The organism is Streptomyces sp. BK340, assembly GCF_007827595.1.
GTDB lineage: Bacteria > Actinomycetota > Actinomycetes > Streptomycetales > Streptomycetaceae > Streptomyces.
This window is the reverse complement of sequence record NZ_VISR01000017.1, coordinates 72,307-87,793: the sequence shown is the minus strand read 5'-3', so window position 1 is coordinate 87,793 and position 15,487 is coordinate 72,307. Positions and strand designations below refer to the sequence as shown.

General features: G+C 71.1%; 10 protein-coding genes, 3 tRNA genes and 1 pseudogene. 7 read left to right on the top strand and 7 right to left on the bottom strand.

What is annotated here, in order from left to right; genetic code table 11:
* The first annotated feature begins 36 nt into the window (after positions 1–36).
* Positions 37–1,074 (top strand): rod shape-determining protein, encoded by a 1,038-nt coding sequence (locus tag FB157_RS27165; RefSeq protein ID WP_145883284.1) that lies wholly within the window; start codon positions 37–39, stop codon positions 1,072–1,074.
* Positions 1,075–1,354: 280 nt separating this feature from the next.
* Here the strand turns inward: FB157_RS27165 and FB157_RS27160 are convergent, their stop codons facing one another.
* The 4 genes from FB157_RS27160 to FB157_RS27145 all read right to left on the bottom strand — a co-directional run bounded on the left by FB157_RS27160 (position 1,355) and on the right by FB157_RS27145 (position 3,426).
* Positions 1,355–2,623 (bottom strand): serine/threonine-protein kinase, encoded by a 1,269-nt coding sequence (locus FB157_RS27160; protein WP_145883283.1) that lies wholly within the window; start codon positions 2,621–2,623, stop codon positions 1,355–1,357.
* Positions 2,624–3,020: 397 nt separating this feature from the next.
* Positions 3,021–3,097, bottom strand: a tRNA-Ile gene (locus FB157_RS27155).
* A 177-nt stretch (positions 3,098–3,274) separates the two neighbouring features.
* Positions 3,275–3,347, bottom strand: a tRNA-Asn gene (locus tag FB157_RS27150).
* A 6-nt stretch (positions 3,348–3,353) separates the two neighbouring features.
* A tRNA-Asn gene (locus FB157_RS27145) sits at positions 3,354–3,426 on the bottom strand.
* A 158-nt stretch (positions 3,427–3,584) separates the two neighbouring features.
* Between FB157_RS27145 and FB157_RS27140 the strand changes: the two genes are divergently transcribed.
* From FB157_RS27140 to FB157_RS27125, 4 genes are all read left to right on the top strand, one after another.
* The gene (locus FB157_RS27140; protein WP_145883282.1) at positions 3,585–3,890 is read left to right on the top strand and encodes a YtxH domain-containing protein; all 306 of its coding nucleotides are present in this window, start codon (positions 3,585–3,587) and stop codon (positions 3,888–3,890) included.
* An 83-nt stretch (positions 3,891–3,973) separates the two neighbouring features.
* Positions 3,974–5,431 carry an FGGY family carbohydrate kinase gene (locus tag FB157_RS27135; RefSeq protein WP_145883281.1) on the top strand — a complete coding sequence of 486 codons (1,458 nt, stop codon included), beginning with the start codon at positions 3,974–3,976 and terminating at the stop codon, positions 5,429–5,431.
* A gap of 131 nt (positions 5,432–5,562) precedes the next feature.
* A complete protein-coding gene (locus tag FB157_RS27130; RefSeq protein WP_145883280.1) occupies positions 5,563–7,296 on the top strand; it encodes an ABC transporter ATP-binding protein in 1,734 nt (577 codons plus the stop codon).
* Positions 7,296–9,224: an ABC transporter ATP-binding protein gene (locus FB157_RS27125; RefSeq protein ID WP_145883279.1), complete on the top strand. Its 1,929-nt coding sequence runs from the start codon at positions 7,296–7,298 to the stop codon at positions 9,222–9,224. The genes FB157_RS27130 and FB157_RS27125 overlap by 1 nt, the downstream gene beginning before the upstream one ends.
* 37 nt (positions 9,225–9,261) lie before the next feature.
* On the opposite strand, the pseudogene FB157_RS27120 reads toward FB157_RS27125, so the two are convergent.
* A pseudogene (locus tag FB157_RS27120) lies at positions 9,262–10,534 on the bottom strand (RNA polymerase sigma factor).
* A 127-nt stretch (positions 10,535–10,661) separates the two neighbouring features.
* Here FB157_RS27120 and FB157_RS27115 point away from each other — a divergent pair.
* Complete coding sequence (locus tag FB157_RS27115; protein ID WP_145883277.1) at positions 10,662–11,300, top strand: hypothetical protein; 639 nt, start codon at positions 10,662–10,664, stop codon at positions 11,298–11,300.
* Entirely contained in the window at positions 11,297–12,304 is a 1,008-nt protein-coding gene (locus tag FB157_RS27110; RefSeq protein WP_145883276.1) for a nucleotidyl transferase AbiEii/AbiGii toxin family protein, read from the top strand. Before FB157_RS27115 ends, FB157_RS27110 begins: the two co-directional genes overlap by 4 nt.
* On the opposite strand, the gene dnaG is transcribed toward FB157_RS27110, so the two are convergent.
* Together dnaG and FB157_RS27100 are read right to left on the bottom strand one after the other, a co-directional pair.
* Positions 12,275–14,170 (bottom strand): DNA primase, encoded by a 1,896-nt coding sequence (gene dnaG, locus FB157_RS27105; RefSeq protein WP_145883275.1) that lies wholly within the window; start codon positions 14,168–14,170, stop codon positions 12,275–12,277. The genes FB157_RS27110 and dnaG overlap by 30 nt on opposite strands.
* A gap of 29 nt (positions 14,171–14,199) precedes the next feature.
* Positions 14,200–15,465 (bottom strand): NAD(P)/FAD-dependent oxidoreductase, encoded by a 1,266-nt coding sequence (locus FB157_RS27100; RefSeq protein ID WP_145883274.1) that lies wholly within the window; start codon positions 15,463–15,465, stop codon positions 14,200–14,202.
* Positions 15,466–15,487 lie beyond the last annotated feature (22 nt).

Genomic DNA, 15,487 nt, shown 5'->3' with positions numbered 1-15,487 from the left:
CCGGCCGCAAGGCCTGCGCACTCGGGAGGATCTGCCGTGACCGTCAGTCTGGACCAGCTGCGCCGTTGCCACTTCGCCGTCGATCTGGGTGCGGCCCGTACCCGGGTGTATGTGAAGGGTGCCGGTCTCGTCGTCGACCAGCCCTCGGTCGCGGCCGTGAACATTCGTACCGGTGGCCTCATCGCGGTGGGCGAGTTCGCGGAGCAGATGACCGGGAAGACGCCGGCCTACATCAGCGTCCAGCGGCCCGTCTCCGGCGGCACGATCGTCGACATCGAGATGGCCCAGCGCATGCTGCGTCACCTGCTCGGCGACAAGATGCGCAGGGCGCTGCGCCGCAAGCCCCGGCTGCGCGCGGCGGCCTGCACCCCGCACGGCGCGGACCCGCTGGCCCTGCGGGCGACGATCGAGACGCTGGTCGGGCTGGGTGCGCGGCGGGTGGAGCTGGTGGACACGCTCGTCGCGGCCGCGGTGGGGTGCGGGCTGCCCGTGGAGCGGCCCGAGGCCACGATGATCATGGTGTGCGGGGCGGCGGCCACACAGGTGGCGGTGCTGTCGCTGGGATCCATCGTGGTCGCCGAGCGGATCCCGGTGGGCGGTGAGGCCGTGGACAACGCGATCGTGCAGCATCTGCGGCACGAGCACGAGCTGATGCTGCCCAGCCAGGCCGTACGGCCGCTGCAGCTCGCCCTGTCGGGCAACGGGCTCACCTCGCACGGTCCGGCCTGGACGGAGATCCACGGGCGGGACGTGGCCACGGGGCTCGCGCGCAGCGTGCACGTCGACACCGCCGCCGTGCGCGACGCCATCCAGACCCCGCTGACGGCCGTCCTGGACGGGATCGGCAAGGTGCTGCGCGAATGCCCGCCCGACCTGGTGGCCGACGTCGCCGACCGCGGGATCGTGCTGGTCGGCGGCTCGGCGCTGCTGCCCGGCCTGGACCAGATGCTGCGGCAGGCGACCGGGGTTCCGGTGCACATCGCCGAACGGCCCGACCTGTGCGCCGTAGAGGGTCTCGGGGCCATGCTGGAGGGCCGCGTCGATCCGCTGCTGCTCGACCCGCTGGCCGCCTGAGACGGCCCGGCGGTTCGTGCCCTGCCCGCGGTGCCCCGCGCGGGCGGGCTTCCTCGTTCTTCAGGTCATCAGTACGGCAGGATGCGCCCCGAGGGCGTCCTGCGGTCGATCTCCTGCCCACGCGGGGCGGCGGGCCGACGAATGACACGTACCCGGATCCGACGGTCCATGACGCCCTCCTACTGCCGGCACCGCCCCTTCGGCAGCTCCCGTAGGAGGTGCGTGCCCAGCACAGGGCATGTCCAAGCCAAGTACAGGCCACGTATTGGTTCTTGAACGGCTACCGGCCGGCCAGGTAGCAGCCGAGGACGTGGTCGAGGTGGGCGATCCATTCGGTGAGCCGGGCCGAGCGGCGGGCGTTCAGCTCGCAGGAGTACACACCGCCGTCCCACAGCCGCACCGTCACGGTGAGCCGGCTGCCGCGCGGGGAGGGCGTTCGTACGACACCGGCGATCTCCGCCCACTCGAAGTCCGCCGCGGCACCGGCGACTTCGAGGACCACCCCGGTCGCGTTCACCACGACCCGGGAATCCCGGTCGGTGAACTCGACCTCCGGCGCGCCGTACGGAAGCGGCGGCCCGAAGCCGTACGGAACCTGCGGCGGGGTCGCGGGCTGCAGGGGGAGGTGCGGGGACATCGCGGGCCGGGCGGGCGTCGCCGCCTGGTGCGGAGGCGTCCAGGACGACGCGGGCGGTGCCGCCCGGGCGTGCGGAGGCGTCGCGGGCGCGGCGACCGTCGGGGTGTACGGCGTCGCGGCCGGCGGGGTCCGGTCCGGTGGCTCCCCGGTCAGCCGGTCCAGCAGTCCGGTGGGTGTCGGCCGGTCCGCGGGGTCCTTGGCCAGGCATGCCGACACCAGGTCGACCAGCGCGGCGGGTACGGCGGACACGTTCGGCGGCTCGTGCACGGAGCGGTACATCAGCCCCATGGGCGTGCCCTCGCCCCAGGCGCTGCCGCCGGCCGCGGCGACCAGGACGGCGCCGAGGGCGAACACGTCGGCGGCGCCGGTCACATCGTTGCCCAGGGCCTGTTCGGGGGCGAGGAAGCCGGGTGTGCCGAAGGCGGTGCCGGTGGCGGTGAGGCGGGTGGACTCGACGGCCCGGGCGATGCCGAAGTCGAGGACCCGCGGCCCGTCCTCGGCCATGATGATGTTGCCGGGCTTGAGATCACGGTGCACCAGACCGCGGGAGTGGATGGACTCCAGCGCTTCGGCGAGGGCGGCGGCCAGCGACCGCAACTGCTGCTCGTCCATGGCGCCCTGGGCGGCGAGCCGGGCGGCGAGGGTGGGGCCGGGGATGTAGGCGGTCGCCAGCCACAGGGGGTCGCCGTCGACGTCCGCGTCCACCACCGGCGCCGTGTGGAAGCCGCCGACCATACGGGCCGCCTCGACCTCGCTGCGGAAGCGCTCGCGGAAGACCGGGTCCGCCGCCAGCTCGGCCTTGGCGACCTTCAGCGCGACCGCCCGGCCGCCCCGCGTCCGCGCGAGAAAGACGGTCCCCATCCCTCCCTCACCGAGCTTCCGCTCGACGAGGTAGCCCCCTATGCGTTCCATGCGCACAGTATGCCGCCGGGCGGGGTCGGCCGATCGGCTGTCCGATGGACGTCCAGCCGCTCCGTCCCGGCTCCGTGGGCCGAGGACGGCCGCCCCGACCGCACCACCCTCGACGAGCTGCTCCAGCGGCCCGCACGGGCGCCGCGGGCACCGCGGGCGCCGCGGGCACCGGGCAGGATCGGACCAGGAAAGGGTTCTGCGCACCGGAAAGCGCCCGGCAATAGCCGCGAACAATGCACTGCCAATTCGACGGACATTCACCGCTGCGGGTTGAATCGCGGGCTACGGCGGTCTCGCCGATCCTGGCCCGGGCGGGTGAGCGGTGGCCGCCGCCTCGGCGTGTCGGCCACCGTCCTGACGTCCGGAGACGTCACATCGTTTCTGCGCCTGCGGCGCCTGGTGGGGCGGGTGGGACTCGAACCCACGGCCGACGGATTATGAGTCCGCTGCTCTAACCGGCTGAGCTACCGCCCCATAGCGGCGTGTCGCGTACATGTGTGCGCGCCGTCTGCCGCAGCATAGCCGCTCATACGATCTCCTGCTTCGGATGGTCGGCTTCTGCGCTGCTTCCTGACCTTGAAGGACTTCGGCGCGTGCACCGTGGTTCCCGCGGGCATGAAAAAGGACCCCGAAGGGTCCTCGTTCAGCGTGCTCCCCCGACTGGACTCGAACCAGTAACCTGCCGGTTAACAGCCGGCTGCTCTGCCAATTGAGCTACGGAGGACCGAAGCTCCCCCGACTGGACTCGAACCAGTAACCTGCCGGTTAACAGCCGGCTGCTCTGCCAATTGAGCTACGGAGGATCGCCTCGTTGCATCGAACGTACCTACCTGGGTGTTCACCAGGCGGCGGTCGCTCGCTGCGACACATACATTAGCGCAAGCAGGGGGGTGCTCCGCCAATCGGTTCCCCCCGGTCCCGACGCCGCACCACAGACCTACCCCAGGGAAAGGTGGCAGCCATGCGCTACCGGCTCACGTTCGTCGCCGGACTGGCCCTCGGTTACGTACTCGGCACGAGGGCCGGGCGCGAGCGCTACGAGCAGCTGAAGAAGTCCGCTCGTCAGATCGCGCAGAACCCAGCCGTACGCAACACCGCGGAGACCGCCGCCCAGCAGGGCCGTGTCTACGCGGGCAAGGCCTTCCACACGGTCACCCACAAGGTCGGGGACCATGTCCCCGAGTCGGTGACCCAACGCGTCCGCTCGCTCCGCGAGCGCAACACCAACGGCTTCCCGGAGGACGACTGGGGCACCAGCAACACGTAGCCGCGCCCACGCCCGGCCGGGGACAGCAACTCCCTCGGCGCCCACGGCCAAACCAAGCGCGCCGATGCGGCAGAATTTCGGACATGGGGATAGTCGCCGGGTTGGACAGCTCGCCCGATTTCACGCGCATCGTCGTCTGTGACGCCGACACGGGCGCCGTACTCAGGCAGGGGTACGCCCCGCATCCGGTGGAGGCACCGGACGGCGCGGGCGGGCGGCCCAGCGACGTGGATCCGCAGGCCTGGCTGCTGTCCCTGGGCGAGGCCGCGGGAGGCGGCCTGCTGGAGGGCGTGCAGGCCATCGGTGTCTCCTCGCAGCAGAACGCGCTGGTCCCGCTGGACGCACAGGGCAACACCGTGCGTCCGGCGCTGGTCGGCGGTGACAAGCGGGCACAGGTCGCGGCGGCCGACCTCATCGACGCGCTCGGCGGCCGGGAGGCCTGGGCGCAGGCGGTCGGCTGTGTGCCACAGGCCGCACAGCCGGTGACCAAGCTGCGCTGGCTCGCGAAGAACGAACCCGAGAACGCGCACCGGATCGCCGCCCTGCTGCAGGCGCACGACTGGCTGGTGTGGCAGCTGCTGGGGCGGCCCGTGCGCCGGACCACCGACCGCGGCGGAGCCTCCGGCACCGGGTACTGGTCCGCCGGCACCGGCGGCTACCGGCCCGACCTGGTCGAGCTGGCGCTCGGCCACCAGGCGATGCTGCCCGAGGTGATCGGCCCGGCGGACGCGGCCGGCACGACCCCGGAGGGGCTGCTGATCTCGGCCGGCACCGGGGAGACCATGGCGGCCGCGTTCGGGCTCGGGATCGGGCTCGGCGACGCGGTCGTGTCGCTCGGGGCCTCCGGGTCCGTGATGGCCGTGCACCCGGAGGCACTCGCCGACCAGACCGGGATGATCACGTCCCTCGCCGACGCCACCGGCATGCACCTGCCGGTCGTCACCACCCTGAACGCCGTGCGCACCCTGCGCGGCACCGCCGAACTCCTCGGCCTGCCGGACCTGGAGAGCCTGTCCGAGCTGGCGATGAAGTCGACTCCGGGGTCGCACGGGCTGGTGCTCCTGCCGTACCTGGAGGGCGAGCGGACGCCGAGCCTGCCGCACACCGCCGGGACGCTCGCCGGGCTGCGGCGCGAGTCGATGAAGCCCGAGCATCTGGCGCGGGCCTCGTTCGAGGGCATGCTGTGCGGGCTGGCCGACGCGCTGGACGTGCTGCGCGGGCGCGGCGTGGAGGTGCGGCGGGTCTTCCTGCTGGGCCAGGCCGCCGAGCTGCCCGCCGTGCAGGCCGCGGCGCCCTCGCTGTTCGGCGCGCAGGTCGTCGTACCGCAGCCCGCGGACTACGCGGCGATCGGCGCGGCCCGGCAGGCCGCGTGGGCGATCGGCGTGTCGCAGGGCACACTCGACCCGCGCACCCCGCCGGGCTGGCCGGGGCCGGCCGCGCAGGTTCTGGAGCCGGGCGACCAACTGGCTGTGGGGCAGGCCGTGCGGCAGCAGTTCGTGTCCGTGCGGGAGCAGACCCATCCCGGGGCATTTCGCCCATAGCGCTGCAAACCCATAAGGCCGTACGGGCACCGCTGTTGGGTTAATCGGTTGAGGTAACGCGGGTGGAGTGTTCGACGATAGGGGCCAGGGGCAACCGTCCAGCCTCCACCGCCGACTCCGAGAGACGTAGCGTGCTCATACGACTTCTGCGGACCTACCTCAGGCCCTACAGGAAACCCATAGCTCTTCTGGTGCTGCTGCAGTTCCTGCAGACCTGCGCCACCCTCTACCTGCCCACACTCAACGCCCACATCATCGACAACGGCGTCGTGAAGGGGGACACGGGTTACATCCTGTCCTTCGGCGCCCTGATGATCGGCATCTCGCTGGCCCAGGTCGTCTGCAACATCGGTGCCGTGTACTACGGCGCCCGCACCGCCTCCGCCCTCGGCCGGGACGTGCGCGGCGCCGTGTTCGACCGGGTGCAGTCCTTCTCCTCGCGTGAGGTGGGTCACTTCGGGGCGCCCTCACTCATCACCCGTACGACCAACGACGTGCAGCAGGTCCAGATGCTGGCCCTGATGACGTTCACGCTGATGGTGTCGGCGCCCATCATGTGTGTCGGCGGGATCGTGCTGGCGCTCGGCCTGGACGTGCCGCTGTCCGCGGTGCTCGTCGCCGTCGTGCCCGTGCTCGGCATCTCCGTGACGCTGATCGTGCGCCGGCTGCGACCGCTGTTCCGGGCCATGCAGGTCCGTCTGGACACGGTGAACCGGGTGCTGCGCGAGCAGATCACCGGCAACCGGGTGATCCGCGCCTTCGTCCGGGACGAGTACGAGCAGGGCCGGTTCGGGAAGGCGAACGGCGACCTGACCGAGATGCAGCTGGCCACCGGCCGGATGCTCGCGCTGATGTTCCCGATCGTCATGACGGTGGTGAACCTGTCGTCGATCGCGGTGGTGTGGTTCGGCGCGCACCGCATCGACAGCGGCGGAATGCAGATCGGCGACCTGACCGCGTTCCTCGCCTATCTGATGCAGATCGTCATGTCCGTGATGATGGCCACCTTCATGTTCATGATGGTGCCGCGCGCGGAGGTGTGCGCCGAGCGCATCCAGGAGGTCCTGGACACCGACTCGAGCGTGGTGCCGCCGCTCTCCCCGGTCGTCGAGCTGCGCCGGCACGGGCATCTGGAGATCCGGGGCGCGGGCTTCCGCTATCCGGGTGCCGAGGAGCCGGTGCTGAAGTCCATCGAGCTGGTGGCCAGGCCGGGCGAGACGACCGCCGTCATCGGCTCGACCGGCAGCGGCAAGTCGACGCTGCTCGGTCTGGTCCCGCGGCTGTTCGACGCCACCGAGGGCGAGGTCCTGGTGGACGGTGTGGACGTCCAGCAGGTCGAGCCGGCGCTGCTCGCGAAGACCGTCGGGCTCGTGCCGCAGAAGCCGTATCTGTTCGCGGGGACGGTCGCGACCAACCTGCGCTACGGCAACCCGGACGCCACCGACGAGGAACTGTGGCACGCGCTCGAGGTGGCGCAGGCCAAGGACTTCGTACAGAAGCTGGAGGGCGGCCTGGGCGCGCCGATCGCGCAGGGCGGCACGAACGTGTCGGGCGGTCAGCGCCAGCGCCTCGCCATCGCCCGCACCCTCGTGCAGCGCCCGGAGATCTACCTCTTCGACGACTCCTTCTCCGCGCTCGACTACGCGACGGACGCGGCGCTGCGCTCGGCTCTCGCCCAGGAGACCGCCGAGGCGACCGTCGTCATCGTCGCCCAGCGTGTGGCGACCATCCGGGACGCGGACCGGATCGTCGTGCTGGACGAGGGCCTGGTGGTCGGCACCGGCCGGCACCACGAGCTGATGGCGGGCAACGAGACGTACCGGGAGATCGTTCTCTCCCAGCTCACGGAAGCGGAGGCTGCCTGATGGCCGGGCCCATGGGACGCATGATGGCCGGGGGCGGCCCCGACCAGCGCTCGATGGACTTCAAGGGGTCGGGCAAACGGCTCGTCGCCCGGTTCAGGCCCGAACGGGTCACCATCTACGCCCTGCTGCTGTGCGTGGTCGTCAGCGTCGCCCTGAGCGTGATCGGCCCGAAGATCCTCGGCAGGGCCACCGACCTGGTGTTCGCCGGCATCATCGGCCGGCGGATGCCGGCCGGGGCCACCAAGGAGCAGGTGCTCCAGTCGATGCGCGAGCGGGGCCGGGGCTCCATCGCGGACATGCTGAAGAGCACCGACTTCACCCCCGGCAAGGGCATCGACTTCGATGCCGTCGGGAACGTCCTGCTGCTCGCGCTGGGCACCTTCCTGGTCGCCGGTGTGCTGATGGCGGTCGCCACCCGGCTGGTCAACCGGGCCGTGAACCGCACGATGTACCGGATGCGCGAGGACGTGCAGAAGAAGCTGTCCCGGCTGCCGCTGTCGTACTTCGACAAGCGCCAGCGCGGCGAGGTTCTCTCGCGGGCCACCAACGACATCGACAACATCGGGCAGACGCTCCAGCAGTCGATGGGGCAGCTGATCAACTCGGTGCTGACCATCATCGGCGTGCTCGTGATGATGTTCTGGGTCTCCTGGATCCTCGCGCTGGTCGCGCTGGTGACGGTGCCGCTGTCGTTCGTGGTCGCCACCCGGGTCGGCAAGCGGTCGCAGCCGCACTTCGTGCAGCAGTGGCGCACCACCGGCAAGCTGAACGCGCACGTCGAGGAGATGTACACCGGGCACACCCTGGTGAAGGTGTTCGGGCGGCAGCAGGAGTCGGCGAAGCAGTTCGCCGAGCAGAACGAGGCGCTGTACGAGGCCGGGTTCAGGGCGCAGTTCAACAGCGGTGTGATGCAGCCGCTGATGATGTTCGTGTCGAACCTGAACTACGTGCTGGTGGCGGTCGTCGGTGGCCTCAGGGTCGCGTCGGGCGCACTGTCCATCGGTGACGTGCAGGCCTTCATCCAGTACTCGCGGCAGTTCTCGATGCCGCTGACGCAGGTCGCGTCGATGGCGAACCTGGTGCAGTCGGGTGTCGCCTCGGCCGAGCGGATCTTCGAACTCCTGGACGCGGAGGAGCAGGAGGCGGATCCGGTACCGGGCGAGCGGCCGGCGGAACTGCGCGGACGGGTGGCGCTGGAGGGCGTGTCCTTCCGGTACGACCCGGAGAAGCCTCTGATCGAGGACCTGTCGCTGACGGTGGAGCCCGGTCAGACCGTGGCGATCGTCGGCCCGACCGGGGCCGGCAAGACCACGCTGGTCAACCTGCTGATGCGGTTCTACGACGTCTCGGGCGGCCGGATCACCCTGGACGGCGTGGACATCCGGAAGATGTCCCGGGACGAACTGCGCTCCGGGATCGGCATGGTGCTGCAGGACACCTGGCTGTTCGGCGGCAGCATCGCGGACAACATCGCGTACGGCGCCTCGCGCGAGGTCACCCGGGGTGAGATCGAGGAGGCGGCGCGGGCGGCCCACGCGGACCGCTTCATCCGCACCCTGCCCGAGGGGTACGACACCGTGATCGACGACGAGGGCACGGGGGTCAGCGCCGGTGAGAAGCAGCTCATCACCATCGCGCGGGCGTTCCTGTCCGACCCGACGATCCTGGTGCTGGACGAGGCGACCAGCTCCGTCGACACCCGCACCGAGGTGCTGATCCAGAAGGCGATGGCCAAACTCGCCCACGGGCGGACCTCGTTCGTCATCGCACACCGGCTCTCCACCATCCGGGACGCCGACACGATCCTGGTGATGGAGAACGGCTCGATCGTCGAACAGGGCGCCCACACGGAGCTGTTGGCGGCGGACGGCGCGTACGCGCGGCTGTACAAGGCCCAGTTCGCGCAGGCCGTGGCCGAGGTCGACTGAATCCCGGGGGGTCGCTCACGCCAGGTGGGCGGCCCCCTCAGTCCAGGTATCCCCGCAACTGGTCCGCGAAGGCGTGGTCCCTGAGCTTGTTCAGCGTCTTCGACTCGATCTGCCGTATCCGTTCCCTGGTCACGCCGAACAGGCGCCCTATCTCCTCCAGGGTGCGCGGGCGGCCGTCGGCCAGGCCGTAGCGGAGCTGGACGACCTTGCGCTCCCGCTCGCCGAGGGTGGAGAGCACGGCCTCCAGGTGCTCGCGGAGCAGCAGGAACGCCGCCGACTCGACAGGACTCGTGGCGTCGCCGTCCTCGATGAGGTCGCCGAGCGCGACGTCGTCCTCCTCGCCGACCGGGGCGTGCAGGGACACCGGCTCCTGGGCCAGGCGCAGCACCTCGCCGACCCGCTCGGGGGGCAGGTCCAGATGCGCGGCGACCTCTTCCGGTGCCGGCTCGTAGCCGCGTTCCTGGAGCATGCGGCGCTGGACCCGGACGACCCGGTTGATCAGCTCCACCACGTGCACGGGGACCCGGATGGTGCGGGCCTGGTCGGCCAGGGCGCGGGACATGGCCTGCCGGATCCACCAGGTGGCGTAGGTGGAGAACTTGTAGCCGCGGGCGTAGTCGAACTTCTCCACGGCCCGGATGAGCCCGAGGTTGCCCTCCTGCACCAGGTCGAGCATGGTCAGACCGCGGCCGACGTACCGCTTGGCGACGGAGACCACGAGCCGCAGGTTGGCCTCGATGAGGCGGCGCTTGGCCATCCGGCCCATGACGACGAGCCGGTCCAGGTCGAGCGCGAGCCGACTGTCCAGGTCGGCAGCGCTGCCGAGCTTCTCCTCGGCGAACAGCCCCGCCTCCACCCGGCGGGCGAGTTCGACCTCCTCGGCCGCGGTGAGCAGCGGGATGCGGCCGATCTCGCGCAGGTACTGCCGGAACAGGTCCGAGGACGGCCCGCCGGTGTCGGCGCGGGCGGCGGGCGGGGCCTCGACGGGTTCGGGGGCTTCCTCCGCCGCTTCGGGCTCGTCCGGTTCCTCACGCAGCGCCTCGGCGGACGGCTCCGCGGGCTCGGGGGCGCCTTCCGGGTGTCCGAGGGCGCGACCCTGCGGGGGCACGGCCACGAGGACGTCGGACTCGGCGTCCGACTCGTCGGCGGTGCTGCTGGTGCTGCTGTCGGTCTGGCTGAGGGTCTGGGTCTGCACGGGGGCGACCTCCAGGATGATCGCTGCTCAAGGTGTGCGGCAGCGGTACTTCGGGAGCGGAGAGTCGACGGCCTGCGCTCCTGGACAGGCCCTGGGGACTCGGCACCGCCCCCAGTGTGGGGGAAGACACATCTCCGCCACGAGGGGCTTGCGGTGACTTTTTGCATCCGGCTCGTGACCGGTTGGTGACCAGGGTCGGAAACCCGGGTGCCGCACCCCGGCCGGTCTGCGACGATCTCCCGGTGTCCGGACTCCTGTACGAAACCCATGTGACCGTCGACTGCGCGGCCCCCGCCGAGGCGGAGCGGCTGAGCGTCTGGGCGGCTGCCGCGGGGCTGAAGCTGACGCACATCGTGCTGGCCCGCGGCCGGATGCGGCAGCAGCCGATGCTCACCCTCGCCGGATCGACGTCGTACGCCGAGGAGTCGGCGCGGGCGGAGCGGACCGTGGCGGCGCTGCGGGCGGACGGTTTCGTGCCGGTCCGGGTGAAGATCGAGTCGGTGCCGTGGGCGCCGGAGGTGCCGGCCGGGCCGTGTGGGGACGGGTGGTCCGCCGGACAGTATTTCGAGCACCACGTGAAGCTGCTGCTGGACGCGGACACCGACCTCGGCGCACTGACCGCACGGGTCGTCCCGCACGGCGCGCACCTGTCGTGGAACGCCCGGCGGGTGCAGCGGGGCGGACGGCACGAGCGGTTCGTGACGCAGCGCTGCCGGGGCGTGGCGGACGAGGCCGCGGGGCGGGCGCTGGAGCGGCTGCTGGCGGAGCTGGACGGGTTCGACGTGCTGTCCGTGGAGCGGGAGTTCGTGCTCCACGACAGTGACGAGTCGGTGGACGAGGGGTGGCTCGAGGAGCCGGTGTCCCAGGGGGTGCGCGGATGAGCGGAACATGGCGGGAGTTCGGATATCGCAGTGAGGAGATCCCGCACGAGCCGCTGGACGAGGCGACGCGACAGGCGAAGGATCTGCCCCGGACGCTGACCTGGGTGCCCGGCGGCGGAGTGACACAGCGGCCTGTCTTCGAGCCGGCCCTGAAGCAGTACCAGAACGCCTACCGGGCCACCGACCCCGTTTTCACCGACCCGGCGCGCGGCGAGGCATGGCGTACGGCCCGTCGGCAGGCGCTGCATCTCGTGCTGGCCTCGATCTCGGAATCCGAGTGGGCCGAGGCGCTGGTGCTGCGCGGCAGCATGCTGATGTCGATGTGGTTCGGGCAGTCCGCCCGAGACCCCGGTGACCTGGACTTCGTCGTCGTACCGGCCGCCTGGCGGATCGACGAGGAGCGCACCGCCCGCATGCTCGACGGCATCGCGGAGGCAGCCGAGGCCCGGGAAGGCGCCGTTCGCTTCTCGGCGCGGAAGGCCGTCGTGGAGGACATCTGGACCTACGAGAGGGTGCCCGGCCGCCGTGTGGTCCTGCCCTGGTCGGCACCCGGGCTGCCCGGCGGGCACGTCCAGCTCGACTTCGTCTTCAACGAACGGCTGCCGCAGGCGCCCGAGCCCGTGGAGCTGCCGGGCGGCGCGACCCTGCTCGCCGCGACGCCCGGGCTGTCTCTCGCCTGGAAGCTCATGTGGCTGATCACAGACATCCACCCGCAGGGCAAGGACTTGTACGACGCGGTCCTCCTCGCCGAGCGCCATCCGCTCTCCCACGAGCTGCTGCAGGAGGTGGTCCGGGAGTCGGGCGAGTGGCCGAACCCCTCGCTGGAGCGGCCGATCCCCCTGGCAGAGGTCGTACAGGCCGCCGGGCACGCGGAGTGGCAGCACTTCGTCACCGAGTACCCGCAGTTCGCCGAGCGGGGGCAGGAGTTCGCGGAGCGGCTGGTGCGGGCGGTGGCACCGGCGTTCGAGGACACCTCAGAGGGCGGCGGGGCCCCGCGTCTTTAGGGCTTGGTCGTACTGCTGCAGGACCCACAGTTCGTTCCGTGCCGCGGCCAGCTGGGCCGGGTCGCCCCCCGCCTCCAGCCGTCTGACGGTGATCTGGATCTCCTGGACACGGCGCTCCACGGCACGGCGGCGTACGGTCACGAGCTGCTCACCGGCGTAGTTCTCGTCGACCGCCCTGCGCATGATCGCTTCCACGGCCAGTTCGGTGACCATGGCGCGGACCGTGTCCTCAGGAGCCGCCTCGCGGACCCGCATCAGGTACTCCTGCGCGTCCTGCATGCCGTACTCGGCGCCACCCGCGTCCAGGATGGCCTGGCGCACGGCAGCGTACGGGGCGGCGGTGAACTCGTCGACGCCATACGCGTCGAAGGCCGGGGAGACCAGTTCCGGGCGCTGCAGGGCGAGCTTGAGAAGTTCACGCTCGGTGGCGAAGACGGGATTGCGGAGCTGGAGCGCGGGGCCCCCGGAAGCGGGCCGGGGGGCGGTCTCGTACGGCTTCAAAGACGAGGGGACCGGTCCCTTGCCGCCGCGCTCGCGGGCCCAGCGGGCCAGCTGTGCCACGCGCTTGACCACGAACTGGGTGTCGAGGATGCCGAGCATGCCGGCGAGTTCGACGGCCACCTCGTGCTGGGCGCCGCTGTTCTTGATGCGGGCCACGATCGGCGCGGCCTCGTCCAGGGCGGCCGCGCGGCCGGCCGGGGTGTCGAGGTCGTAGCGGCTGACGATCTGGCGCAGCGCGAACTCGAAGAGCGGGGTGCGGGGTTCGGCCAGGTCGGCGACCGCCTCGTCACCCTTGGCCAGGCGCAGCTCGCAGGGGTCCATGCCGTCGGGCGCGATCGCGATGTAGGTCTCGGCGGCGAACTTCTGATCGTCCTCGAAAGCACGCAGGGCCGCCTTCTGGCCGGCCGCGTCGCCGTCGAAGGTGAAGATCACCCGGGCCGAGCCGTTGTCCATGAGGAGCCGGCGGAGGATCTTGATGTGGTCGCCGCCGAAGGCCGTACCGCAGGTGGCGATGGCCGTCGTCACACCGGCCAGATGGCAGGCCATGACATCCGTGTAGCCCTCGACGACGACGGCCCGGCTGGCCTTGGCGATGTTCTGCTTGGCGAGGTCGATGCCGTACAGGACCTGGGACTTCTTGTAGATCGCCGTATCGGGCGTGTTCAGGTACTTCGGGCCGTTGTCCGCCTCGTACAGCTTGCGGGCGCCGAAGCCGACGACCTCGCCGCCGATGTCCCGGATGGGCCACATCAGGCGGCCCCGGAACCGGTCGATGGGACCGCGGCGGCCCTCCTGCGACAGCCCGGACAGGACCAGCTCCTTGTCCGTGAAGCCCTTGCCGCGCAGGTAGCGGGTGAGGTGGTCCCAGCCCTGGGGGCTGTAGCCGACGCCGAAGTGGACGGCGGCGGCCTGGTCGAAGCCGCGCTCGGCGAGGAAGATCCGGCCGGTCTCGGCCTCGGGGCTGGTGGCGAGCTGCTCGGCGTACCACTGGGCGGCGATCTTGTGTGCCTCGACCAGGCGGATGCGCTCGCCGCGCTGGTGGGCGGGGTTGTACCCGCCCTCCTCGTAGCGCAGCGTGATGCCGGCCTGGGCGGCCAGGCGCTCGACCGCCTCCGAGAAGGAGAGGTGGTCCACCTTCATGACGAAGGTGAGGGTGTCGCCGCCCTCCTGACAGCCGAAGCAGTGGAAGAGTCCCTTGCTCGGGCTGACCTGGAAGGACGGCGACTTCTCGTCGTGGAAGGGGCACAGCCCCTTGAGGTTGCCGCCACCGGCGTTGCGCAGCTGGAGGTACTCGGAGACCACGGCGTCGATCGGGACCGCGTCCCGTACCGCCTTCACGTCCTCGTCGTTGATCCGTCCTGCCACGAGGTGATTCTACGGGGGCGGACCGACACTCATGAGACGAGGCTTTCGAGCGGAATGTGCGGGTCCGCCAGCGACTCCGTGTTCACCTGGGCCTGGGAGCGGATCAGGTTCTGGATCTGCTCTGTGACATCCCACACGTTCACGTTCATCCCGGCCAGGACGCGCCCCTCCTTGATCCAGAACGCGATGAACTCCCGCTTGCCCGCATCGCCCCGGATGATGACCTGGTCGTAGGAGCCCGGCGGCGCCCAGCCGCTGTACTCCATCCCGAGGTCGTACTGGTCGGTGAAGAAGTAGGGGAGCCGGTCGTAGACGAGGTCGCTGCCGAGCATGGCGCGGGCGGCGGCAGGGCCGCCGTTGAGGGCGTTGGCCCAGTGCTCGACCCGGATCCGGGTGCCGAAGAGCGCCAGCGGGAACGCGGCGACGTCCCCGGCCGCGTGGATGTCCGGGTCGGAGGTGCACAGCCGCTCGTCCACGACGACACCGCCGCCGTGCGCCCGGTCGGCGATCTCCAGCCCCGCCGACTCCGCGAGCGCGGCCCGCGGCGCCGCGCCGATCGCCGCGAGGACGGCGTGCGCCGGGTGCTCCTCGCCGTCGTCGGTGCGCACCGCGAGGACCATGCCGTCCTGGCCGACGATCTCGGTGAGCCGGACGCCGAAGCGGAAGCGGACGCCGTGCTCGCGGTGCAGCTCGGCGAAGACGTTGCCCAGCTCCGGGCCGAGCACGCTGTGCAGTGGGGTCGGGTGCGGTTCGATGACGGTGACCTCGGCGCCGTACTCGCGGGCCGCGGCCGCGACCTCCAGGCCGATCCAGCCGGCGCCCGCGATCACGAGGTGCCCGTTGTCCCGGCCGAGGCGCTGGAGGACGCCCTTGAGCCGCTCGGCGTGGGCGAGGCGGCGCAGATGGTGGACGCCCACGAGGCCGGTGCCGGGGATGTCGAGGCGGCGGGGCTCCGCGCCGGTGGCGAGCAGGAGCTTGTCGTAGTGGACGAGGGTGCCGTCGTCGCCGAAGCGGACGGTCTTCGCGACACGGTCGATCCGGTCGACGGTCTGGCCGAGGTGCAGCTCGACGTCGTTCTGCGCGTACCAGGCCGGCTCGTGCACGAAAACGCTGTCGCGCTCCTCCTTGCCGAGCAGGAAGCCCTTGGACAGGGGCGGTCGCTCGTACGGGTGGTCACGCTCGTCGCAGATCAGTATCACCCGGCCGCTGAAGCCCTCCGCCCGGAGCGTCTCGGCCGCCTTCGCGCCGGCGAGACCGCCTCCGACGATGACGAATGTCTGATCCGCGTCGACCACTTGATGCCTCCTCGTAAGGGTG